The 22,315-nt window shown below is 59.7% G+C and carries 22 protein-coding genes; 10 read left to right on the forward strand and 12 right to left on the reverse strand.

All coding sequences use genetic code 11. The features are described 5' to 3' along the window. The first annotated feature begins 13 nt into the window (after positions 1–13). The 4 genes from CJ178_RS17310 to CJ178_RS17325 are packed head-to-tail and all read left to right on the forward strand — an operon-like array spanning position 14 to position 3,118. Positions 14–808: a putative hydro-lyase gene (locus tag CJ178_RS17310; protein ID WP_033233830.1), complete on the forward strand. Its 795-nt coding sequence runs from the start codon at positions 14–16 to the stop codon at positions 806–808. Continuing rightward, positions 805–1,560 (forward strand): LamB/YcsF family protein, encoded by a 756-nt coding sequence (locus CJ178_RS17315; protein WP_095887196.1) that lies wholly within the window; start codon positions 805–807, stop codon positions 1,558–1,560. The genes CJ178_RS17310 and CJ178_RS17315 overlap by 4 nt, the downstream gene beginning before the upstream one ends. Then, entirely contained in the window at positions 1,557–2,195 is a 639-nt protein-coding gene (locus CJ178_RS17320; protein WP_045065054.1) for a 5-oxoprolinase subunit B family protein, read from the forward strand. Before CJ178_RS17315 ends, CJ178_RS17320 begins: the two co-directional genes overlap by 4 nt. Continuing rightward, positions 2,192–3,118: a biotin-dependent carboxyltransferase family protein gene (locus tag CJ178_RS17325; protein WP_095887197.1), complete on the forward strand. Its 927-nt coding sequence runs from the start codon at positions 2,192–2,194 to the stop codon at positions 3,116–3,118. Before CJ178_RS17320 ends, CJ178_RS17325 begins: the two co-directional genes overlap by 4 nt. Here the strand turns inward: CJ178_RS17325 and CJ178_RS17330 are convergent. Next, positions 3,076–3,948 (reverse strand): LysR family transcriptional regulator, encoded by an 873-nt coding sequence (locus CJ178_RS17330; protein ID WP_095887198.1) that lies wholly within the window; start codon positions 3,946–3,948, stop codon positions 3,076–3,078. The two genes, CJ178_RS17325 and CJ178_RS17330, sit on opposite strands and share 43 nt — an antisense overlap. A 150-nt stretch (positions 3,949–4,098) precedes the next feature. Here CJ178_RS17330 and CJ178_RS17335 point away from each other — a divergent pair, with 150 nt between their 5' ends. Together CJ178_RS17335 and CJ178_RS17340 are read left to right on the forward strand one after the other, a co-directional pair. Then, positions 4,099–4,953: an amidohydrolase family protein gene (locus CJ178_RS17335; RefSeq protein WP_095887199.1), complete on the forward strand. Its 855-nt coding sequence runs from the start codon at positions 4,099–4,101 to the stop codon at positions 4,951–4,953. A gap of 13 nt (positions 4,954–4,966) precedes the next feature. Continuing rightward, positions 4,967–5,800, forward strand: a complete 834-nt coding sequence (locus CJ178_RS17340) for a mycofactocin-coupled SDR family oxidoreductase (protein ID WP_095887200.1) — start codon at positions 4,967–4,969, stop codon at positions 5,798–5,800. A gap of 326 nt (positions 5,801–6,126) precedes the next feature. Here CJ178_RS17340 and CJ178_RS17345 read toward each other — a convergent pair whose 3' ends face one another. Beyond that, a complete protein-coding gene (locus tag CJ178_RS17345; RefSeq protein ID WP_245005843.1) occupies positions 6,127–7,089 on the reverse strand; it encodes an alpha/beta hydrolase in 963 nt (320 codons plus the stop codon). Between the two features lie 433 nt (positions 7,090–7,522). Between CJ178_RS17345 and CJ178_RS17355 the strand changes: the two genes are divergently transcribed. After that, positions 7,523–8,296, forward strand: a complete 774-nt coding sequence (locus CJ178_RS17355; protein WP_095887202.1) for an SDR family oxidoreductase — start codon at positions 7,523–7,525, stop codon at positions 8,294–8,296. A 274-nt stretch (positions 8,297–8,570) separates the two neighbouring features. Here CJ178_RS17355 and CJ178_RS17360 read toward each other — a convergent pair whose 3' ends face one another. The 6 genes from CJ178_RS17360 to CJ178_RS17385 form a co-directional block, all read right to left on the reverse strand. Next, complete coding sequence (locus CJ178_RS17360) at positions 8,571–9,029, reverse strand: 6,7-dimethyl-8-ribityllumazine synthase (RefSeq protein WP_095887203.1); 459 nt, start codon at positions 9,027–9,029, stop codon at positions 8,571–8,573. Positions 9,030–9,153: 124 nt separating this feature from the next. Beyond that, complete coding sequence (locus tag CJ178_RS17365) at positions 9,154–9,687, reverse strand: riboflavin kinase (protein ID WP_245005844.1); 534 nt, start codon at positions 9,685–9,687, stop codon at positions 9,154–9,156. A 143-nt stretch (positions 9,688–9,830) separates the two neighbouring features. Next, a complete protein-coding gene (locus tag CJ178_RS17370; RefSeq protein ID WP_179300768.1) occupies positions 9,831–11,252 on the reverse strand; it encodes an MFS transporter in 1,422 nt (473 codons plus the stop codon). Positions 11,253–11,632: 380 nt separating this feature from the next. Then, complete coding sequence (locus CJ178_RS17375) at positions 11,633–12,019, reverse strand: nuclear transport factor 2 family protein (RefSeq protein ID WP_095887206.1); 387 nt, start codon at positions 12,017–12,019, stop codon at positions 11,633–11,635. Positions 12,020–12,219: 200 nt separating this feature from the next. Continuing rightward, positions 12,220–13,482 carry an acyl-CoA dehydrogenase family protein gene (locus tag CJ178_RS17380; RefSeq protein WP_095887207.1) on the reverse strand — a complete coding sequence of 421 codons (1,263 nt, stop codon included), beginning with the start codon at positions 13,480–13,482 and terminating at the stop codon, positions 12,220–12,222. A 17-nt stretch (positions 13,483–13,499) separates the two neighbouring features. Then, a complete protein-coding gene (locus CJ178_RS17385) occupies positions 13,500–14,627 on the reverse strand; it encodes an acyl-CoA dehydrogenase family protein (protein WP_095887208.1) in 1,128 nt (375 codons plus the stop codon). A gap of 357 nt (positions 14,628–14,984) precedes the next feature. On the opposite strand from CJ178_RS17385, the gene CJ178_RS17390 reads away from it, so the two are divergent. After that, entirely contained in the window at positions 14,985–15,884 is a 900-nt protein-coding gene (locus tag CJ178_RS17390) for an AAA family ATPase (protein ID WP_095887209.1), read from the forward strand. A 14-nt stretch (positions 15,885–15,898) separates the two neighbouring features. On the opposite strand, the gene CJ178_RS17395 is transcribed toward CJ178_RS17390, so the two are convergent. Beyond that, on the reverse strand, positions 15,899–16,570 hold the full coding sequence (locus CJ178_RS17395; RefSeq protein WP_095887210.1) for an alpha/beta fold hydrolase: 672 nt from the start codon (positions 16,568–16,570) through the stop codon (positions 15,899–15,901). A gap of 41 nt (positions 16,571–16,611) precedes the next feature. On the opposite strand from CJ178_RS17395, the gene CJ178_RS17400 reads away from it, so the two are divergent. Continuing rightward, positions 16,612–17,973: a VWA domain-containing protein gene (locus CJ178_RS17400; protein WP_095887211.1), complete on the forward strand. Its 1,362-nt coding sequence runs from the start codon at positions 16,612–16,614 to the stop codon at positions 17,971–17,973. An 82-nt stretch (positions 17,974–18,055) separates the two neighbouring features. After that, positions 18,056–18,355, forward strand: coding sequence for a hypothetical protein (locus CJ178_RS17405; RefSeq protein ID WP_095887212.1), 300 nt, complete (start codon positions 18,056–18,058; stop codon positions 18,353–18,355). 86 nt (positions 18,356–18,441) lie between these two features. On the opposite strand, the gene CJ178_RS17410 is transcribed toward CJ178_RS17405, so the two are convergent. The 3 genes from CJ178_RS17410 to CJ178_RS17420 all read right to left on the reverse strand — a co-directional run bounded on the left by CJ178_RS17410 (position 18,442) and on the right by CJ178_RS17420 (position 22,306). After that, on the reverse strand, positions 18,442–18,852 hold the full coding sequence (locus CJ178_RS17410; protein ID WP_095887213.1) for a Zn-ribbon domain-containing OB-fold protein: 411 nt from the start codon (positions 18,850–18,852) through the stop codon (positions 18,442–18,444). A 5-nt stretch (positions 18,853–18,857) separates the two neighbouring features. Then, the gene (locus tag CJ178_RS17415) at positions 18,858–19,985 is read right to left on the reverse strand and encodes a thiolase C-terminal domain-containing protein (RefSeq protein ID WP_143547524.1); all 1,128 of its coding nucleotides are present in this window, start codon (positions 19,983–19,985) and stop codon (positions 18,858–18,860) included. 200 nt (positions 19,986–20,185) lie between these two features. After that, entirely contained in the window at positions 20,186–22,306 is a 2,121-nt protein-coding gene (locus tag CJ178_RS17420) for an acetate--CoA ligase family protein (RefSeq protein WP_179300769.1), read from the reverse strand. Positions 22,307–22,315: the final 9 nt, after the last annotated feature.

Raw genomic sequence — 22,315 nt, forward strand, 5'->3', positions numbered from 1 at the left:
ATTGGACTTCACCATGATCGAGAATCGCACCAACCCGGATCCACGCTCGGCTCGCGCGGGATTCAGAGCCGGAGACGTGTTCCCCACGTCGGGAATCGCACCGGGCTTCGCCCAGACCAATCTCATTGCGGTCCCCAAGGACTGGGCATACGACGTTCTGCTCTTCACGCAGCGGAACCCCAAGCCCTGCCCGGTACTCGACGTCACCGACGCCGGGGATTTCACGACGATTCTCGCTCCCGGAGCAGACATCAGGACGGATTTCCCGCTCTACCGCGTGTGGGTCGACGGCGAACTGACCGCGGAGATTCCGGATGCGACGCCATACTGGCGCGACGATCTGGTGGCATTTCACATCGGCTGCAGCTTCACCTTCGAACACCCTCTGATGGCCGCCGGGATCCCGCTTCGACACGTCGAGCAGAACCGAAACGTCCCGATGTACATCACAAATCGTGAATGCCGATCCGCCGGACGGGTCAGCGGGCCGACAGTGGTGTCGATGCGTCCCGTCCCCGCAGACCAGGTCGAACAGGCCCGCTCCATCACCGCGCGTATGCCCGCGGTTCACGGTGCACCCATCCACATCGGCGATCCAGCCGAACTCGGCATCTCCGACCTGAGCCGTCCCGACTTCGGCGACGCCGTGGAACTCCAACCGGGCGACGTACCGATGTTCTGGGCCTGCGGCGTCACTCCGCAAGCTGCGGTCATGGCGTCGAAACTCCCGTTCGCCATCACTCATGCTCCCGGGCATATGCTGGTCACAGACGCCCCGGACAGCGATTACACCCTGGATCTGGCATGAACATCGACCTCAATTGTGATCTCGGAGAAAGCTTCGGAGACTGGCGTATGGGCGACGACGCGGCGCTCCTCGACATCGTGACGAGCGCCAATATCGCGTGCGGATTCCATGCCGGCGATGCGGCCACCATGCGACGAACCTGTGAGATGGCGGTCGAACATTCGGTAGCCATCGGAGCGCACATCGGTTTTCGGGATCTGGTCGGATTCGGCCGACGGCACATCGACATCACACCAGGTGATCTGTTGGACGAAACTCTCTACCAGGTCGGCGCACTGGCAGGATTCGCTCACTCCGCGGGGTCTTCTGTCACCTACGTCAAGCCCCACGGCGCGCTCTACCACTCCGCATCGAAGAGTCCCGAACTCGCCGACGCTATCGTGACCGCCATGACCGAATTCTCGAATCGCCTTGCGCTGCTGGGACCACCACAGTCTCATCTGCAGAAAGCTGCGGAAGCACACGGCGTCGACTTTGTCGCCGAGGGATTCGCGGATCGCACGTACACCCGGTTCGGGACGCTGACCCCGCGCAGTGAACCTGGTGCCGTCATCTCCGATCCGAACGCCGCGACGGCGCAGGCGATCGACTTGGCCAGCAGCGGAACTGTTCTCACCTCCGACGGGATCGCCATCCCGATGTCGGTGAAAAGCATTTGTGTTCACGGCGATTCGCCTGGCGCCGTTGCCATGGCCAATGCCATCAAGGCCGGCCTGATCAACTCCCGCATTCGGGTGGAGTCGTTCACATGAGTCGCCCGACTATCCTCCCGGCCGGTGAACACGGGCTCCTGGTGGACCTCGACACCGAGGCCGACGTTCTGGCATTCACCCATGCGCTCACGCGCAACACTCCGGCTGGAGTGGAGGATTTCCTGCCCGCCGCACGCACGGTTCTCGTGATCTGCAAGCCCACGGCACATGTCACTGCGGTGCTCCATGAACTGAACGAACTGGCACGCACCATGTCCGAGGCAATCCCGGACGAGCGCGGCGACGATACTCCCTTCACCGTCAATGTCCGCTACGACGGACCCGACCTCGACGACGTAGCAAGGATCCTGAAAATGAGCCGCGCCGAGGTCATTTCAGCTCACACCTCAGCGGAGTGGCGCTGCGCCTTCATCGGATTTGCGCCGGGATTTGCCTACCTGACGTCCGGCGACGCTCGGCTCGACGTCCCGCGTCGAGCCCAATCACGCACCGCGGTGCCCGCCGGCGCCGTAGCCCTGGCCGGCGGATACAGCGCGGTGTACCCGCGAGCCTCCCCGGGTGGCTGGCAGATCATCGGCAGCACCGACGCCGTGATGTGGGACTTGGACGAAACACCGCCTGCCGCCGTACAGCCCGGGCGTCGGGTGCGATTCGTCAATGAGGACAAGCGATGACCGGGGTGGAGATACTCGAAACCGGTCCGCTGAGCTTGGTTCAGGACCTCGGTCGAACCGGTCATCTGCGCTCCGGCGTCGGCGTGTCCGGGGCTGCCGACAGACGATCCTTGCGACTCGGCAATCGACTTGTCGGCAACTCCGAAGACGCTGCCGGAGTGGAAATTCTGATGGGTGGCCTGAGTCTTCGCGCGCAAGAGCAGATCACCCTGGCCTTCACCGGAGCCCCCGCACAGGCGTACCTCGACGGCATCCCCGTCGGACATTCGAGCGTCATCGTCGCGGACCCCGGTCAGGTAGTCCGCTTGGAGTACGCGCCCACCGGCCTACGGACGTACCTGACCGTCCGGGGCGGAATCGCGGTGCCCAAGATTCTCGGATCACGCAGTACCGACACGCTTTCCGGAATCGGTCCGGCGCCCCTCAAACCCAACGACGTGCTTGAGGTCGGGCCCACTCCAGTCGCATTTCCGCTCCTGGACGTGGCACCTGTTCAGCCGGTTACAAACGGAACACTCGACATTCGGGTGATCTTCGGGCCGCGCGCGGATCGTTTTGCCAATCCGGAAACCCTGACGCAGGGACGATGGGCAGTGTCGACCGACTCCGACCGCATCGGTGCCCGACTCGACCGCGTCGGCAATCATGAACTCCTGCAGCGGGCAGACGGACTCGAATTGCCCACCGAAGGCGTTGCGCTCGGTTCGATCCAAGTGCCGCCCAGCGGCCAACCCGTGATCTTCCTGGCCGATCACCCCATCACCGGCGGATATCCCGTTGTCGGTGTTGTGGCCGACGCCGACATCGACCGACTCGGCCAAGCCCGCCCGGGTCAACAGATTCGATTCATCGGCAGCAGTGGCATCAGACAGTCCTCCATTCAACTGTTGGGAAACTCTGCTGCTAGGGCATCGATGATCTGACGTGTGCCGAGATCGGTTCGCCAGGTCACGTACCACTCCGTCACGCATGCCGGCAAGATCGGTCGCCACGTTCGTCCCGGGGGTTGATGACCCATAGACTCCACGCAGATCAGGACTGTGTCGGAGTCGTCGACGAGGTCTGCACCGGTGGCTGCGCCGAACGTGGTGGTGCGACTCCATTTTGGTGCTACGCCGGTCATCACCAGAATGCTCTCGACGAAGCTGTTCCAGCGGCTGAGGGCGCTGTCGATAGACACGATCGGGTACCGGACGAACTCTGCGCGATCCACGGCGTCGAATGCCGCCAGTGGGTGATCCTCGGACATCACCACGATCACGGGTTCATTGGTGAGCAACCGGGTTTGCAATCCCGGTCCGTGAATAGCCTCGCCTATTGCGAGGGTGAGGGATCCGCTGACGAGTCGGTCACGAACCTGATTGTGCGGCAGGGTTGTCTGGTTGATGGCATGGTCCGGGCATGATCGGCGGAGGGCCGAGAGCGCTCGGCGCGGGACAGTGAGCGAGGGCTCAGAGACGTGCACATACACTGCCGGATTAGCGGCGCTGATTCGGCGGGTGGCGTCAATGGCGTCCGCGATGTCGACAAGTATGTGGCGTGCGCGCGTGGCCAGCAGGGTCCCGGCCGGCGTAGGAGCGACCGTACGACTGGTCCGATCGAACAGTTTCACGCCGACGCGGCGTTCGATTCGCAGAATCGCTTGGCTGAAAGCGGGCTGCGCGATGTGCACTCGCTCCGCTGCCCGGGTGAAGTTGCGTTCCGCCTCCAACGCAGCAATGTACTCGAGATCGCGCACGCTGACATCTAGCATGCTCACATGCTAGATCCAGTCGGATTAAGCGTTGGTTATCTCGTCAGAATGGGCTGAGAATTGTGGTGCCCAAAGGCTCACCGACGACACGCGCCCACCGAGCGCTCACGTCGAGTGCCTACCCACTCTTCGTGAACAGGAACCCAGCAATTGACGTATGACGTAGTCGATGCGCATGTGCATCTATGGTCTGTCACCGACAATGCGTGGTACCCGGCGCTGCAACGTATGGCTGGTCAGCTTGAACTACCCGAGTTGTACAGCGACTTTCTGCCTGCCAACTATCTCGATGCGGCCGGAGAGTTCAAGGTGGACGCTTTCGTGCACGTGTCCGCCACCACGGCAGCCCGCACATACCTCGATGAGCAATCGTGGGTCGAAGAACTCGCTGATCGCGCATCACTGAACATGGTGACGATCGGCACCATCGACCCCGCACTGCCGGAGTCCGAGATCATTGCCGACCTCGAGCATCAGGCCCGCAGTGACCGATTCCGTGGAGTGCGTGTGCTCTACGACTTCCACCCCGACAGCACTGCGGCACACACTGTGTTGCAGTGGCTCAACGACCGGAACTATGTATTCGACTTGGTTACGCAGCCGTCGGGCATGTCGGCGTGGCTGAAAACTCTCGAGAGGTACCCAGACGTGGTGGTGGTCTTGGAACACTGCGGTTGGCCCTCATCGACCACGAACGCTGATCGAGACCAATGGGAAGTGGCGATACGCGCCTGCGCTGAGCGGACCAACGCACTGTGCAAGATCTCCGGGCTAGGGATGGCGACCGCCGACATTTCAGCGTCGGCACTCCGACCATGGGTCGAAGGCACGATCGAGGTATTCGGTTGGGAACGAGTCGCTTTCGGATCGAACATGCCGATCGAAACAATCGCCGGTTCCTACGGCCAGCTCATCGAATCACTGCGCTCGATTATCGGCGAATCATCGGACCAGGAACTTCAGTCGTTCTACTCCGAGAATGCCCGCCGCTACTACAAAATTTGAGAATGGAGTGCACATGCCCCAATTCGAAGGGAAAGTTGCGCTCATCACCGGCGCGGCACGAGGACAAGGACGCGCTCATGCCCTTGCCCTTGCCGAAGGCGGCGCGACGATCATCGCGCTCGACTGCTGCTCGGACGTGGAGACGATCCCGTACCCACTCGCCCGAACGGAAGACTTGAACGAAACGAAATTTCTAGTCGAAGAAGCCGGATCTCGTTGCATCACAATCGAAGTTGATACCCGCGACAGCACCGGCATGCGAGCTGCTGTCAGCAGAAGTATCGCAGAATTCGGGCGACTGGACATCTGCATCGCGAACGCGGGCGTTGTGAGTTTCGGGAAGATCACCGACCTGACCGACGCACAATGGTCCACTATGATCGACATCAACCTCACCGGAGTATTCAATACCCTTCGGGCCGCTGCACCCCCGATGATCGAGCAAGGTTTCGGCCGCATCATCACCGTCGCATCGATGGGAGGTAGAGCGGGCACACCGAATCTCGGGCACTACTCCGCCGCCAAGTGGGGAGTGATCGGGCTGACGAAAACCCTGGCACTCGAGACGTCGGGGAGCGGAATTACCGCGAACACCGTATGCCCGGGAACCGTCTCCACGGATATGGTTCACAACCAGGCGATGTACTCCCTGTTCGCACCTGACATCGACAACCCGACCAAAGAACAGGTGGCCAGTCGATACGCCGGCCTCAATCCCATGCGAGTGCCCTGGAGTGATACATCCGACGTTACCGCGGCAGTCTTGTACCTCGCCTCAGATCAGGCCCGGCACGTCTCCGGAACAACCCTCGAAATCAGCGCTGGTGTTTCTGCGCGTCTCCCGTGAGACAGCGGTGCGTCCGGCAAGGGAATTCGGGTGAGATGACCACCGTAGCGGACCACAATCGCTTCTTTGGTCGGATGGAAAATTGGTAGAAGCTCTCCCGGACTTAGCAGCGAACTCCCGACCGATGACACGAATCGAGTTAGCAACTATCAGGCACAATTGAATACCGAAAGAACAAGCCCCGGAGTACAATTCCGATCGACCACAGGATGCCATGCCCTCATCGACTCCACGCAGACTGCGCATTACTCTCGACCATACCCCATCTGGTACACAGGTTTTCGACCACTCATTTTGTGACAAAGAAGCCCACGGCGACGCCCGTCTCACAAGCTGCCGATAACTCTGCAACGATCAGCAAGCATTCGCCGGGACACCCCGATCTCGAAACTCATACGGTCATACCCGTGCAGGACTCCGGGGAGAACGTGCAGTTCGCAAGAGACTCCCGCCTTGTGCAGACTTTGCGCGTAGGCGATGCACTCATCCCTGAAGATGTCGAGTTCGCCCACCTCGATGTACGAGGCAGGAAGCCCCGAGAAATCCGCGAGACGAGCAGGCGCGGCAACCGGGGAAACCGCATCGCTTCCGAAAGCATCCCCCAACAAAGCTTTCCAGCAGGTCCAGTTGTTGTCATAAGTCCACGCGACCACGTCTTCCAACCCCGGATCCGGCTCGATAGTGCGGTCATCGAGCATCGGATAGATGAGGATCTGTTTCGCCAGTCGCACTCCTCGATCGCGCGCAAGGATCGCAGTTCCGGCGGCCACGCCCCCACCACCGCTGTCGCCCATCACAGCCACGCGAGTACCGTCTACCCCAAGGTCATCAGCATGCTCGAGAAGCCACTGAAGGGCGCTGAACCCATCTTCTGCCAAACCGGTTCCCGTTCGCTCCGGAGCTAGCCGGTAGCCCACGAGCAGCATAGGGACAGTCGATTCCTGTACGTAGTGCCTCGCGAGCCCGTCATAATAGTCGAGTTTGCCGCCGATCATCCCTCCGCCATGCAAGTACACGACCGCAGGACAACTAGTCGATCTGGCGGAATCGATGAAATACCAGCGTAATTCAAGCTCCTTGCCATCGGGAGTCGAGGCAAGATGCGAACTCACAAAGACGCTAGTCGACGGAGGTGAGAGTATCCCGGCCATTCCGAGGTCGAGCAACTCTCGAAGGCCGAGTGCATCGCCGCGCTCGGGGAGCGTCGGGATGCCGTTAGCCATCACTTCCTCGGTCATCGCTACGACTACCGCAGCGAGTTCCGGATCGATCATGTCCATCGATACCATCTTCTGTCCTGTTCAGGATTCGGCCGGTCTCCGAGAAACGTATGAGTGGAACTAACGAACAACTGTACGATTGTTTTCGTTAACGGACAACTGTAGGTTTGTCGTCGTGTCACCGAGAGTCAAGGAGGCGTCAGCGGGTAACACCGGGATACCTCCCCTACCAGTTATACGTAAAGAAGACCCGATTGACCCTCGGTTGACAGGATCACATCACGAATTATCCTCCGCATTCGAACAGCACCCCGAAGCGAGCCATGTGCCGCTACCACAGGGAAGTGCAGAGCCCCCTCGATCTGCTCTCATCAATGGCAAACATCTACCTGGGCCAGCACAAGAACGCCGAAACTCTGAACGCCCCGAAGGGCTTTCACTTGCCCGCCCCAGACCCCCACACCCATCACCTATCACCAGTCCATCGAACGGAGCAAAACGCATGAGTAGCAGGACCTACGCGATCACCGGTGCAGCATCAGGAATCGGCAAGGCGACCGCCGATCTTCTCGTCGAGTCAGGCCACCGAATCATCGGGATCGATCTTCGTGACGCTGACATCAACATAGATTTGTCCGACCCCACGGACCGCAACGCACTCCCAGATTTGGTGGCTGAGCTAGCCCCAGACGGCCTTGACGCCATCCTTGCGATTGCCGGCGGCCCGCCGAATGTCAACTACTTCGGGGCAATCGCTACCCTGAACGGACTTCGCCCCCTCCTTGCAGGTTCATCCGCGCCGCGAGCCGTCGCCGTCACCTCGTTCGCGGCACTCAATGAGATCGACGACCGTCTTCTCGCGGCCTACCTCGAAGGAGACGAACGCAAAGCAGCAGCAGAAACCGAACGAATCACCGCGTCGGGAAGGACTGATCTGCTCTACCCTTCCTCGAAACGTGCTCTGTCTCAGTGGCTTCGACGTGAGTCCATCACACCCGATTGGGCAGGAAACGGCATTCCCCTCAACGGTGTGGCACCCGGCATCATTCGAACACCGATGACGTTCTCAATCCTCGAGAATGAGGACAGTCGTCAATCGCTTCTCGACATGGTTCCGATGCCCCTCAATGGTCCAGCAGACGCCCACGTCCCGGCAAAGCTGGTGGCTTGGCTTGCCAGCGAAGAGAACTCACATGTCACCGGGCAAGTTATCTTCCTCGACGGCGGAGCTGATGCCACTGTCCGCGGCGATGCCATCTTTGCTCGACAGCAGTAGACCTCAGTTCACGTTCTTCGATCTAGATGGCCCAGCACAATCCGCGCTTTGTGGAATCGCTCGAATAGACTGTGACGAAGCACTTTCCACGCGAGCCTGTAACCGTCCCCTTGTCTTTGCAGAACTCGCACCCATCACCTGAGATCAACCCCGATTGAACCCGAAACGGCGAATTCGAGAGGCTCTTACAACATCGACGATAGGTTTGCTTGGTTTCAGTACATCGCACTGACGCTCGACTGGGGCATCCCAGTCGAGCGTTTTCTGTGAACACCTACAAGCTGGGAAGAGACCGCAAGGACGTAAGGGTGGCGGTGCAGGCTTTGGCCGCCTCGGCCCCCTTCTTCTCGAAGTGCTCCGTAAAGTACGTGGTGTGGTCGTTGTGCTCATGAAAGTGGTGCGGAGTCAACACGATTGAAAAAACCGGCACACCAGAATCTAGTTGAACTCGCATCAGCCCGTCAATGACAGCAGTCGAAACGAATTCGTGCCGATAGATGCCGCCGTCGACTACCAAGGCCGCGGCCACGACCGCATCGTATCGGCCACTACGAGCCAACCGCTGGGCATGCAAAGGAATCTCGAACGCTCCAGGTACCTCGAAGAACTCCACATGTTCCCGGCCGTATCCCAGCGTCGTCACCTCGTCGAGAAAGCCTTTACGTGCACGTTCGACAATGTTGCGGTGCCAGGTGGCCTGAATGAAGGCGATCTGACCCTTGATGTTATTCATGATGACTCTCTCCTGTTTATGGCATGGCGCTACGACGCGGCAGAATCACACAGCCGAACGGAATCTCCGAATCCTTTTCGGCCGCTAACTTTTCGACGTAGCGGTTCCCGATTCTCACCTGCGGTCAAGCGTCCTGCGTGACGTAGTCGGCACGGACCAAAATCCTGCGTATCGTCTCGACATCGCAGCTCATTTGCACTATCAGGGCATCTATCGAGTCGAAAGACTTCACATCACGCACATGTGCAACAAAGGCGATCTCAACCGCGACGCCGTACAATTCGAGATCGGTGCGGTCCAGCACGTAACTTTCGATACGCCGATCGCGTACGCCTTCGAATGTCGGATTTGTGCCGACGCTGATCGCAGCAGGGTAGATGTCCCGAGTATCCGTCCGACGCAACCAGCCGGCGTAAACACCATCCGCGGGTACAGCTTGCCGATCGTCCACCGGTACGTTGGCGGTAGGGAAACCAAGCTGACGACCACGCTGGTCGCCGTAGATCACGACGCCGTGTACAGGGCGCGAGAAGACCAAATCCTTTGTTGTATTGAAGATGCCACCGCGGAGAGGGAGACCATGCGTGTCCGGCGTTGAGCATGACTCGGTGACTCGGTGGGCGAGAAGCTCCAGGGGTGTCGCAGATTCCGTTGCCATTTTCGATTCCTCCGGAAGGTGTGAGTGCTGGTGGGACTTCGTGCGTGGTTGCGCGGACAGTGTCGAGCGACCCGACGCCCTCGTAATCCTGGCAACGGGATTCAGAATTTCCTCATTACCGCTGTTGTGCAACAACATTCGAGCTATTCGGAGGTCAGGGCACTTGTCCCGACGCCGTCGCCGGTAGCGAAAGTGCGCTGCGTGGGTGCGCGGCGAGGTATCAGGAAGGCAAGGATCATCGAGATGATGACTCCAGTGATCGCAAGACCGATCGCAATGCCGTAGGCGCTGACTTGTGGAAACTGTGTGCCAGGAACGACCGCGCTCGACAACACGACTGCGAACGCCGAGATGCCCACGCTCTTGCAAATGGCTCCAACGACGACGACGACACCCATCCCTTCACCCATGTTCTCCTGTGGAAGGAATTCTGCGAGCAAGTTGGGAATCGCCGACAGGATAAAGGTGACACCGACACCGCCGAGAATCAACAGCGCGATCATCACTGGCAAGTCTTCTCGTAGGAAATAGAAGCCTGGCAGTGTTACCAACTGGATCACAATTCCGATACCGATGGGCGTCCGCGCCCCCGATATCCGGGCGAGCCAGCCGGACAGTGGAGTGAATAGGAAACCTACGATGGAAAGCACAAGCGCTATTTGGCCGAACTGAGACGGTGTGAGCCCAAGACCCACCGGCGCAGAGGTGGGCCCCTGAAACAGAATCGGTTGCAGCAATTGCATTCCACCCAGCGCTCCGAATGTGACGAACGCGAAGATGCCGAGAGTCAGCGCGTACTGCGACTTGGCAAGTAGACGAAGGTTCAGCAGCGGGTTCTCGACGCGCAATTCCCACAGGACCCAGATGATTCCGATGACGACGCCGAGTCCGATACCGCCGAGCACAGTCACGTTCCCCCACCCTTTGGTCTGCGAAGACGTTGCGCCGTAAAGAATTAGGGCAAGAGCAGGAACAAAGAGGGCACCGCCGACGAAGTCGATCCGTTCTCCGCTTACTCGGGTAACGGGTGAACGTTCTATACCGACAGCGCACATCAGGGCAGCGAAAGCGGCTAGTGCCGCCGCCACGATGAAGATCGCTTGCCAACCGACGTGCTCGATCAGTAGACCAGAGACGTAAAAGCCAGCCGCGCCGGCCAAAGTCTGAACGCCGGCAACAACTGAAAGAGTCACCGGCACACGCCTGGGGAGGACAGCCTCACGCGCTATCCCGAGGACGAGCGGAAGCACCGCGCCAGAAACTCCTTGAAGTGTGCGACCGACAACAACTGCCGCGAAGGTTCCTACGGCGACGCTCACGACCGAGCCGACAATGGACAGCAGCAGGACGATAATCAGAACCTTCTTACGACCGAAGAGGTCGCCAAGCCTGCCCCCGATCGCGGCGGAAGCTCCGACCATCAAATAGAATCCGGTAAACGCCCATCCGATATCAGCTGTCGTGACGTTGAAGTCTGCGATCAATTTCGGCACTACTGCGATAAGCATGCCTGCCTCGAACGCGCCGGTCGACTCTGCGGCAACCATCGCCATGAGAACAAGCAAGTACGGCTTTCTACGGGACTCAGACGAAGTAGTCGGCACCGGTGATCCATCCATTTTTCTGCTTGTCCTTTTCCTGTCGAGCCACAAAAAGTCTCGAGATCTGCAGGGGGACAGTATTGAATAGGGCCCCTTACAGCGCTGATTTGGCGGCTACGGAACGATCTCGAGTTCATCCGGTGGCGCGCGGGGTATCTCGGTATTGATGAACACATCGGCGTTGATGTGATCGGCTTTGCCGTCCTGGAAGTATATCCACGGCACACTCTACGGGAGTTTCTGCGCTGCAGGATCATTCGAGCGTACGGCGTTACCGGTCCATCTTCTACGAAAAACCGGTTCAGGGCCCGGGACGCCGTGCGCCGGGCCCTGAACCGAACAGATCATCCGAAGTCGTGGTAGTCCACGACCACACCGTCACGGAAAGTCAGAAATGTGGCCAAATCGAGGCTGATTTTTTCGCCCGCAGCAGCCATGCCGGGAACGTCCACTGTCGGGGTGACTGTCCAGGTGTGACGAACGACGACCCGGTCGGGACCGAGGACGTCCAGTGATTGGCGGTCTACGAAGGTCTTGCCCGGCATCATCTGCCCGGACGCCTCAAACATCGCCATGATCGCCGGTCGTCCCGCCAACGTCCCCCCGCGATTGTGGTGGGTCAGCTCAGCATCCTCACCGAACACTGCTTCGAGGCGGCCAAGATCTCCGCTGTTGTAGGCATCGATGAACTTCTCAGCGTCCGCTGTCGGGTCGATGGTTTGATTGCTCATGTTCACTCCTCATGGGTCAAAAATTGGCCGACTGTGTCCGGCTGAACAGAGTCGCTCTGGGAAACTTGCCCAATATCGATGAGAAATTGGCAGATCCACTGGGGGCTAACGTTTTACAAGAGTTCGCCGACAAGGTTAGTACCGGCGATGGTCGTGCCGTTCGGTCTGGGAAGCCCGAAATGCCCGTGATGTCTGCACCCTCAGCGACCGCGACGGACATCCTTGTACGGGAGATCCCGGTCGGCCGAGTACTCACGCGGCATCCCGAGTACTCGCTCCGCGATGATATTGCGGGCGATCTCGGTGGTGCCGCCACCCATACAGGCTGCCTGTCGCGTGATGAACGTTTCGCCGATCGCGCGGTCACCGATTGTGCCCACCGGGGAAACGATCCCGTGCGAGCCACCGATCTCGAATGCGATCTCGGTTTCGCGAAGGTGCCCCATACCGTGGAACAAACGAATGATCGAAGCGGACGACGCCGGCAGGTTCTCGGTTCGCATGCCCGCGACAACGCGCTCGACCAGATGCTGCTGCACCTTGGCCATCGCATGCGCCTCTGCGATCAGCTCCCGCACGTGACGGTCCTCCGCGCGACCCGTTCGGCGAGCGATATCGATCATTCCTTCGGTTGGCGGACGCCGCTTCGGCCCTACCTGCTCTCCGCTTACGTACTGCGAGCCACCGCCCACGGAGTTGCGCTCATGGAACATCTGACGCGATGCCACGGCCCAACCGCCGTTGATTTCGCCAACCACGTTCTCGACAGGAATCTCGACATTTTCGAAGAATTCCTGACAGAACTCCTCATTTCCGTTCACCTGCCTGATGCGACGGATCTCGATGCCAGGCTGGTGCACCTTGAGGAGGAACATCGTCAAGCCTCGATGCTTAGGGGCATCCCAGTCCGTACGAGTCAGGCAGAGTGCGTAATCCGCAGCATAGGCCCACGAACTCCAGATCTTCGAACCATTGAGAATAAAGACGTCACCGTCACGAGTAGCGCGTGTGGCCACCCCGGCGAGGTCAGATCCACAACTGGGCTCGGAGAGAAACTGCACCAGCGCTACCTCTCCACGGATCATCGCCGGCAAGTGCTTTTTCTTCTGCTCTTCAGTACCCATATCGAGGATGGTCGGGCCACAAATGCTCAACGTCGGCGAGTTGAGCAACCGCGGCATCTCGTAGCCGACGACCTCTTCGTTGAAGGCATTCTGGTGCTCCGGAGTGAGCCCCTGACCGCCGTATTCCTTCGGATAGCACAAACCCGCAAAACCACCGCTGTACAACAACTTCTGCAGCTCGCGCGCACGTTCCCACGCGGCTTCGTCGTAGTCTTCGCTCTCCTGCTCGTCGCCGGTAACCGGCTTTGCCAGAGGTAGGTTGGCGACGATCCATGTCCTGGCTCGCGATCGGAAGGACTCCACATCCTCGATAGCGTCAATCTCAGTCGGTGATCCCATTAGAACTCCCCTTTGTGTCAAACGCCGATGATCGTGGCAAGACGCTCACGATGCTCGGATGGTGTGCCCCAGCTGACGCGATTCACCGTCGCGCGACGCAGGTATAGGTGAATGTCGTGTTCCCAGGTAATTCCGATCCCGCCATGGAGCTGGACGCAGTCCTGGATGATGTCGGTTGCCACCTGCCCGATGTAGGACTTCGCGATGCTCACCATTTCGGCAGCCTCAGGTGATCGGTTTTCTACCGCTCGCGCCGCGGCCGCAGTAGTACCGTGCGAAGCCTCGAGCCACATCTTCATATCGGCGACACGATGCTTGAGCGCCTGATACGAGGCGAGCGGACGACCGAACGAATACCGGTCGAACATCCACTGAAGAGTATCTTCGAGCACGCGATCGATGACGCCAACCAGTTCAGCGCACTGAAGCACAACCGCGATTTGCAGTTGTCTTTCGATTGCCTGATCGGTCTCATCACCCGAAAAGACCAGTGCCGAACTGGGGATCCGCACACCATCGAAGCTAACCTGCGAGTACCGGCGAACAAGATCGATACCCGTTAGAGGGGTGATCGTCAATCCCGGCAGGTCAGCAGGCACGAGATATTGGGCAAGTCCGTCGTCGCGGCGCGCAGTCACGAGCATGAACTCCGATTGCTCGGCAGACTCGACCCGATCTTTGACGCCGGTCAACACGACTTCGTCGCCGTCCGAAGTGGCTACCAGCTGAGTACCAGCGGGATCCCAGCCTCGGTCGATCTCGCACATCGCATACGTAGCGACCGCGTCCCCGGCCATCAACTGTTCAATTGTCTTCACGTGTGCCGATACGTTGCTTGATTCCGACAGCGCGGCAGCCACCACGTTAGCCACAACGAGCGGTCCGGGCGATACAAGGCGGCCCATTTCTTCCGCAACGATCGCCATGTCGAGCAGACCAGCGCCCGAGATGCTGTCGCCTCCGGACTTTTCGCTCACCAACATCGACATCCAGCCGAGGTTGGCACCTCGCTGCCACCAGTCACGATCGAAGCCTTTGCCGTTTTCGGCCAGCTCACGAACCTTCTCCAGCGATGATTCCTTTTCCAGAAAGTCCTTGGTCGTCCCGCGGAACAGTTCCTGATCCGGGGTTAGTTCGAACTCCACCGAGTCTCCTCCTAAATGCCTACCCGTCCGGGCTTCGCCGGTACGGCCATCGAGCGCCTGTCACTTGCCGCCGCTAAAGCCCCTGAAAACTGTTGCGACAGAATTCTCTTCGTCTCCGCTGTGGGACCTAGGCCAGTAGCTCAGCCGCACTGTCGGGGGTTTATCGAGCGCGGCGTGTGAAGTGACACCGATTCGAGCACTCTCGACACGATGCATCGAATGTTCGAATATCATCAATATATGGAGGGCGCCTACTGCCGTCAAGACCCAAAAACTGCCACTTGACCCGAGATCGTGAGCCCCATAGTTTGATACTTCCTGAATTATTGGATAAAGCTGCGGACTGAAAGGTCAGTAATGAAGGCACCCGAGGTTGATACCGACAACGCGTTCGACAGCGCCGAAGAGGTGAGCGATGCTCTGCGCACTGTCGGATACCTCGCCGATCCTCGGATTGCACAAGCCGTTCATCTCGGCTACCGGCTGCAAAAACCGGTTCTCGTCGAAGGACCAGCCGGAACCGGCAAAACAGAACTAGCCAAATCTATTGCCCTGGCGACTAATTCACGACTGATTCGACTCCAGTGCTATGAAGGTCTTGACGAGTCCAAGGCTCTCTACGAGTGGGACTATCGCAAACAGCTACTGCACCTCCAATCCCACGGTCAGCAGGAATCGGAGTCGATCCCCATCGAATCCGAGCGAAACCTGTTCGACGAACGATTCCTACTGACGCGACCACTACTCGAAGCCATCAGGAGCACCGATTCAGTCGTCTTGCTTATCGACGAGGTCGATCGCATCGACGTTCAGACAGAGGCACTTCTACTCGAGCTGCTATCCGATTACCAGGTATCGATACCCGAACTGGGCACGGTCACTGCAACACGGATCCCCGCGGTCTTTCTGACGTCCAACAACAGTCGCGATCTGTCCGACGCCCTCAAACGACGCTGTCTGTACTTGAACATTGACTACCCGAGTGCTGAGCGAGAAAGAGATATCATCGCCGCTCGGGTACCGGGGATCTCGCTAGAGCTCGCTGACGCCGTCTCCGAGGTGGTCCGTTCATTGCGCTCAATGAATCTCTCGAAGAAACCATCAATTTCCGAGACGCTCGACTGGGCCCGCACTTTGACGATACTCAACGTCGACCAGGTCAACGCGGATATCCTCGTCGACACTCTGCCTGTGCTACTGAAGAATCAGGCCGACATCGTGCTGGCGGCGAAAGAACTCGCCGAGACACCTCGATGAACCGCCCGCACAGCTCACTCTGCAAGAAAACGCACCACCGTTTCGATGGCGTGAAAATTCGTCGGTGTAGCGAAATGATCAGTTCTAGGCAGCGTCACCAATGTTGCGGCCGGCAGAGCACCAACCAGACCTGCAGCAGTCCCCGCAAAGTCATTCTCGCCCAGTACAACAAGCGCCGGCAATCTAATCTCGGCCAACTCTTCGACACTCAGTGGCGGACGTTCCGCGCGCAGAAAGCGCGCCACTGCGAAGCGGTCATTGCCCACGCCCACAGCAAGTCGGCGAATAGTCCGGGCGGTCCCCGACGAGGGCTCCTCGTCTGCCTCGAGGCCATCTACGATGTCCCCGAGCTGCGCGCCGTTGTCGCCTTCAGTCGGATCGCCGACGCCCAGAACAGCGATTCTCCGGAACGCGGCAGGACACCGCGCAGCAGCTCTGAGCAGTGCATGTCCGCCAGCCGAGAAGCCCACCGCGTCAACCTGTTTGCCGCCGGATGGACAGCCTCGCAGTACAGCATCCGCCGGATCTTCCGACGGCGAAACAGAGTCAACTCCGTGCCCGGGCAGCGTGACACCAATGACGTCGCGGCCCTCCCCTTCCAAGATGTCGACCCAGCCAGTGGCCCGCCAGTTGTGATCGAAGGACGATCCGACACCGTGGACCATCAAAACCGGTTCATGAGGCATAGAATCAGCGTAGCCGAAACCTATGCGGTAGCGAGCATCTCATGATTACGGCAGTCGAAGGACTAGTCTGGGAGTTGCGCAACATTGGCCTACCCGTTTCTGTGTCCGAACACATCGACGCGGTGCGCGTACTACGGCACATCGATTTAGCGAACCGGACAGCTGTAAAGTTCGCGCTCGCAAGCGTTCTCGTCAAGAACAACGCGCACGAGTCCGCGTTTTCGACGGTCTTCGATATATACTTCGGCGTGCGCCACGCGGGAGTCTCCAACGAATCTGCCACTAAAAGTACACCGCTCGAGGACGTCGAGGAAGCGGAACTCCGACAACTTCTACTCGGCGCACTCGAGCGTGAGGCACAGCCGACACTGCTACTACGGTTGATTGCTGCAGAGATGATCGGTCGGCATGCGGGCATCCAACCCGGACGTGCAGTTGCCGGTACGTACTACGTGTTCCGAACCCTTCGGGCGGTCGACCCGAATCGCCTGCTGGCCGAGTTGATCGCGCGCGACTGCGCAAACATCGATGATCGGTTGCTGAATCGGCTACGCCGCGACACATTCCAACAAAGAGTGACAACCTTCGAGCAGGAAATCGAGGCGGAGATTCGCAACTTCCTCGTTGCCGACCGAGGTGCCGACGCCATCGCCAAGACTCTGCGTCGGCCACTGCCTGAGGACGTCGAGTTCCTCACCGCATCGAGCAAGCTCATCGAAGAGCTACAACCGGTGATCACTCCGATGAGTAGAAAACTCACCGATCGGCTAGCGCGCCACGGTCGCCGCAGCGGCGCGCTGGACATCCGGCGAACCGTCCGGCGGTCGATGTCGGTTGGCGGGACACCGATCGAACCCGTATTTCGCCGCCCCCGACTCGCCAAGCCCGAGTTGTACGTGCTCGCTGATATTTCCGGCTCAGTCGCTACGTTCGCGGCCTTCGCACTTCAACTGACCTACGCCCTCCGCTCCGAGTTCAGTCGGGTGCGAAGCTTCGTCTTCACGGACGGACTCGATGAAGTAACCTCGATCCTCGCGGAGTCGGACACGATCTCGAGTGCGACCCAGCGAATAAACGAAGAAGGACTGGGCGTTTGGCTCAACGGTCACAGTGACTACGGCAACGCACTCGACACGTTCTGGCAACGGTTCGGGGATCAGATCAATTCGCGCTCTATCGTGCTGATACTGGGCGACGCGCGGACTAACTATCACGCTGCCCGTACGGGCATCGTCGGTGACATACGTCGCCGGGCGGCCGATGTATTCTGGCTCAACCCGGAATCAAACACCATGTGGGATACCGGTGATTCAATCATCGGCCAATACCGTGAGCATTGCAGCGGAGTCTTCGAGTGCCGAAACATCAAACAACTAGGCGCCTTTGTCGACCAGCTCGCTTGAACTTCTTACTACACAACAATTCCGGCAATTTACAGATCGGCGCCCGACGACAACACAGGGCGCCATTACAAAGGAGTTCAACATGATCATTCGTATCTCAGACCTAGAGGTCACAGTTCACGAGAGCGACGACCTCAACCGCATGCACGTAGAATCCGACTCCGACCGCACCGCTGTCGACACCGCACTACGCAACTCCGGGCTGGGTCGCATGGGCGAAGAGAACAACGTGGTTCTCGATGCCGAAGCACTACGATCACGCTGCACCGACTCGACGCCGGATTGGGAACGACGTTGGGCTGCAATGATGGACTACGCAACCAAGAAGGGGTGGACTCGCGACGACGGACGAGGCATCGTCGCGCACATCGAGTCTCCGTAGCGTCCCAGCCCTATCCGAAACGACTTGCCATGTCCTCTTCCTCCCCATGTGAGGGGGGAAGAGAACATGGCAAGGGCAAGACCGAATCAGGCAGGTTCGAACGCCAGCAGCGTCCAATCATCGGTAGCGTGGACGTAGCGCACCCGGACCGGGGCGCCGATCTTGACTTCCTCTGGGTCGACACCGAGCAAGCCGCCCACCATGCGGAATCCTTCAGCCATCTCGACGTGAACGATCACATATGGCACATCGGCTTGAAACGCTTCGGTGGGCCCACGACGGATCACCGAGTACGTATAGATGGTGCCTTCGCCAACTACCGGCGCCCAGACCGCCGCGACGGACTGGCATGACGGGCATAGCTCTTTGGGCACGTAGCGGTAGGTACCACACGCCTCACACCGTTGCACCGCAACCTTGTTCGACCTGAGTGACTGCCAGAACGGTGTCTGCCAGGCCGGGATATCGTCGGGTAGGAACTTGTCATAAGTGTTCATCGCCGCTACGCCCTTCCTAAGATTGCGGAGAAATTGTTCTGCATTGCGCCGCCGACTCCGCTGAGATACGCCAGCTCGGCACTCTGCACTTGGCGCCCTCCCGCGTCGCCGCGGAGCTGTTCGACGAGCTCGATCAAGGTAAACAGACTGCAGGAGCCCGCATGGCTGAACGACAGGAAGCCACCCGCGGTGTTGGTAGGCAATGAGCCGTCCAAGCGCAGTGCTCCAGATTCCGCGAACGTGCCGCCCTCACCGACAGCGCAAAACCCTGCCGACTCCAGGCCGAACACAACGTTGATCGTGAAGTGATCGGCAATCCCGGCAACATCGATATCGGTACGCGCAACGCCCGCCATTTCGAATGCCGTGTCGGCAGCCAACTTCGCCGCGGGAAAGGTGGCCAAATCCGGACTGGCATTGGGATCGATGTGACTGTGGCCTTCTCCGTAGCCCATCAACTGCACTGGACGATGCTTCAAGTCGCGAGCACGGTCCAGACTCGTCACCACGATCGCACCACCACCCTGGTTGATCGCACAGCAATCCAGTAGGTGCAGCGGATCCGCGATCATCCGCGAGTTGAGGACATCATCGACTGTCAGATCACCTCGCGACCCGTACACGGAAAGCGGATGCAAGACGGCGCCTTGGCGCTGTGCGACGGCGATCTCTGCGAGTTGCTCAGGCGTCGTGCCGAATTCATGCATATGTCGCATCGCCAACACCGAATAATCGGACACGCGCGTCGTTCCGTAAACGTACTCGTACGGGCCGCTGAGCTTCGCCATGGTCTTGACTGCTTCGTCACGGTTCACACTTGTCAAGCCGGGAGCCTTCCCGGCCGCGGCCGTCGCGATCACCACTACATCCGCCAAACCAGCTGACACGGCGTAAACAGCCAGGTGCACGTTGGCGGCAGCGGATGCCGCGCCAATTGCTGCGGTTGCATGAAATCGCAACGGTTTTCCGAGCGTGTCGTATCCGAGCGTAGCGCCGGGAAGTGCGGCACGGATGCCGGTACCCTGCGGGGCCTCCCCCACCAAACCATCAATATCGCCTACCTCGAGGCCTGCGTCCGCGCAGGCTCCCGCTACCGCTTCCCACCACACTTCCGACTGGACTCGGTCGGACAAGTCACCTTGTTCTGTGAGGTGAATGCCAGCTATCACCGCTGGCCGATTCCGCTGAATCACTTGTTGTTTCCTCTCATGACAAATCAAAGGTCGGCCGCGTGCCTACTCGCCAGGTGCCAGTGCTAGGTCTGCTGAAGTAGTGGGCACGCGACCGCGAGTTTTGTATCCGTGAGCAGATGGAACCCGGTTTCCAGAAGCGATTATTGCGGCCGCTGCAACAGGCATAGGCCGTCGACGGCGACTGGGCCGTCGGCCGTGATGATCAGTGGATTGATATCGAGCGATTCGATCGATTCGCGACCTCGTGCGGCTAGATCGCCTGCAGCGCAGAGAATTTCTGCCAGACGATCGCGGTCCCAGGCCGGCGCACCTCGGAATCCGTCCATAATTCCGGTGTCGTCAACTTCACCGACAAGCTCGAGAGCAACCCTGCGATCGAAGGGCGCCAGGCGCCCCCCGACCTTCTTCATTATCTCCACGAACACTCCGCCGAGACCGAATACGGTCAATGGTCCAAGCTCCGACGCCCCTTGCAGGCCGATGAAGATCTCGCCGTGACCGGAGACCATTTCCTGCACCGCAACGGTTGTCGGCAGATCGTCGCGGCGCGCGATCTCCCGCAATTCGGCTGTCACAGCCTGCAGATCCTTCTCTGCCACGTTCACCCGCACCGCATTGTGTTCTGTGCGGTGCGCAACATCAGCCAACTTCACGACGTAGGGGCCTGCAAAGGGAACAGGTTCGACGGCTCCGTCGAAAACGGCCCAGCGCGCAACCGGGATGCCGGCGTCGGTAAGCAGTCGCATGGTGGCACCGAAGGACAACATGCGCCCTTCCGCGACCTCCAGGACTTCTTCATCTCGTATCTGCAGTACAGGAACATCAGTGGCCGATACCGCACGTGGCCCCTGGTTGCGGGACCTGACAAAATTGCCCATGGTCTGCAACCCGCGCAGGCATCCCAACAGCCCGTTTCCGACCCCGACACCGTCTCTCCGCAGGTCCCCCAACCACTGGCCCCCGATTCCCGCAAGAGGAGCGAGTAGGAACGGTTTGCCCGGCTGACGCTGCGCGCGCTCGGCGAATTCCTCGGCCCGCTGTCGACCATTCGTATCCCAATCCGCATGCTGGCTCGTATAGAGCAGCGCGTCGACATCCGGATCGGCGGCATATCGATCGACAATGGACTCCCACAACCCTGGAACTGAACCGACGAACCCGGTAGCGTCCAGCGGATTCGCCAACGGCTTTCCGGGAATGTTCTCGTCGATGAAGGGCTGAAGTTGCTCGAGCGCCGGGATATCGACGCCTGTGTCTTCTGCCAAATCACTTGCGAGCTGGGCAAACCCGCCGGTGGCCGTAAGTACAGCCAGACCACGGACCTCAGTCCAACGCTGCGGGTTCAGTTGTTCGAGAAACTGGACCCGATCCACGAGCTCGTCGATCTCGTGAGCAAGCTCGATTCCAGCCTGGCGTAGGCCCACTTCGTAGACCCAGGCGTCACCGACAAGACTGCCGGTGTGCGACGCTGCCATCCGCTGCCCGCGCTCCGACCTACCCATCTTGATCGCAACGATCGGTTTGCCCGCTTCCTGTGCGCGAGCGGCTGCGGCGAAGAATGCATCTGGTCGGCGGATCTTTTCCAGAGCAAGCGCGATCACCGTGGTTTGCTCGTCGTCGACCAAGAAATCCAGGTAGTCAGCCAAATCCGTGACGGCCTCATTGCCCGCCGAGATGAGGAGATTCAGGCCGGCGCCGCCCGGGCGGCATGCCGACGCTGCGATCGCCTCGATCATGGCGCCGCTGTGTGTAACAGCGGAAAGTCCACCCGGCCGACGCCCGAAAGCTTCGAGCACGGTCAAGTCGACTTGGTCCGGCACGTTGATCATGCCAATTCCGTTGGGGCCCACCAGATGCATCCCCGCACCGTTCGCGATGGTCGTTATTTGCTGTTGAAGCTTGGCACCGGTCTCACCTGCCTCGGCGAACCCTCCGGCAACAAGCACCACTCCTCCAGCGCCGATAGTTGCGGCCTGCTCAACGATGCCTACCGAGTGAGCCGCCGCCACTGCGCTGAAGACTGCGTCAACAGGGCGCCCGAGGTCTGCAACCGAGGGGACGCACGGCTGCCCGAACAGTGTGTCGTGTTTTGGATGAACGAATAGGACTTCTGCCTCGCCCTGCATCGTCCGGTGCACGCTGTGGGCGAACGGCGAGGTCTCGGAGACCCCGACGAAGGCAACGGAGCGCGGCTTCAGGACCCTGTGAAGCGTCTTGTCCGCCGAGGTAGTGGCCGTAAGGTAATTATCGGTCTGCGTCACCGCTGTGCC

The sequence above is a fragment of the Rhodococcus sp. ACPA4 genome, from assembly GCF_002300185.1.
GTDB classification, from domain to species: domain Bacteria; phylum Actinomycetota; class Actinomycetes; order Mycobacteriales; family Mycobacteriaceae; genus Rhodococcus_F; species Rhodococcus_F globerula.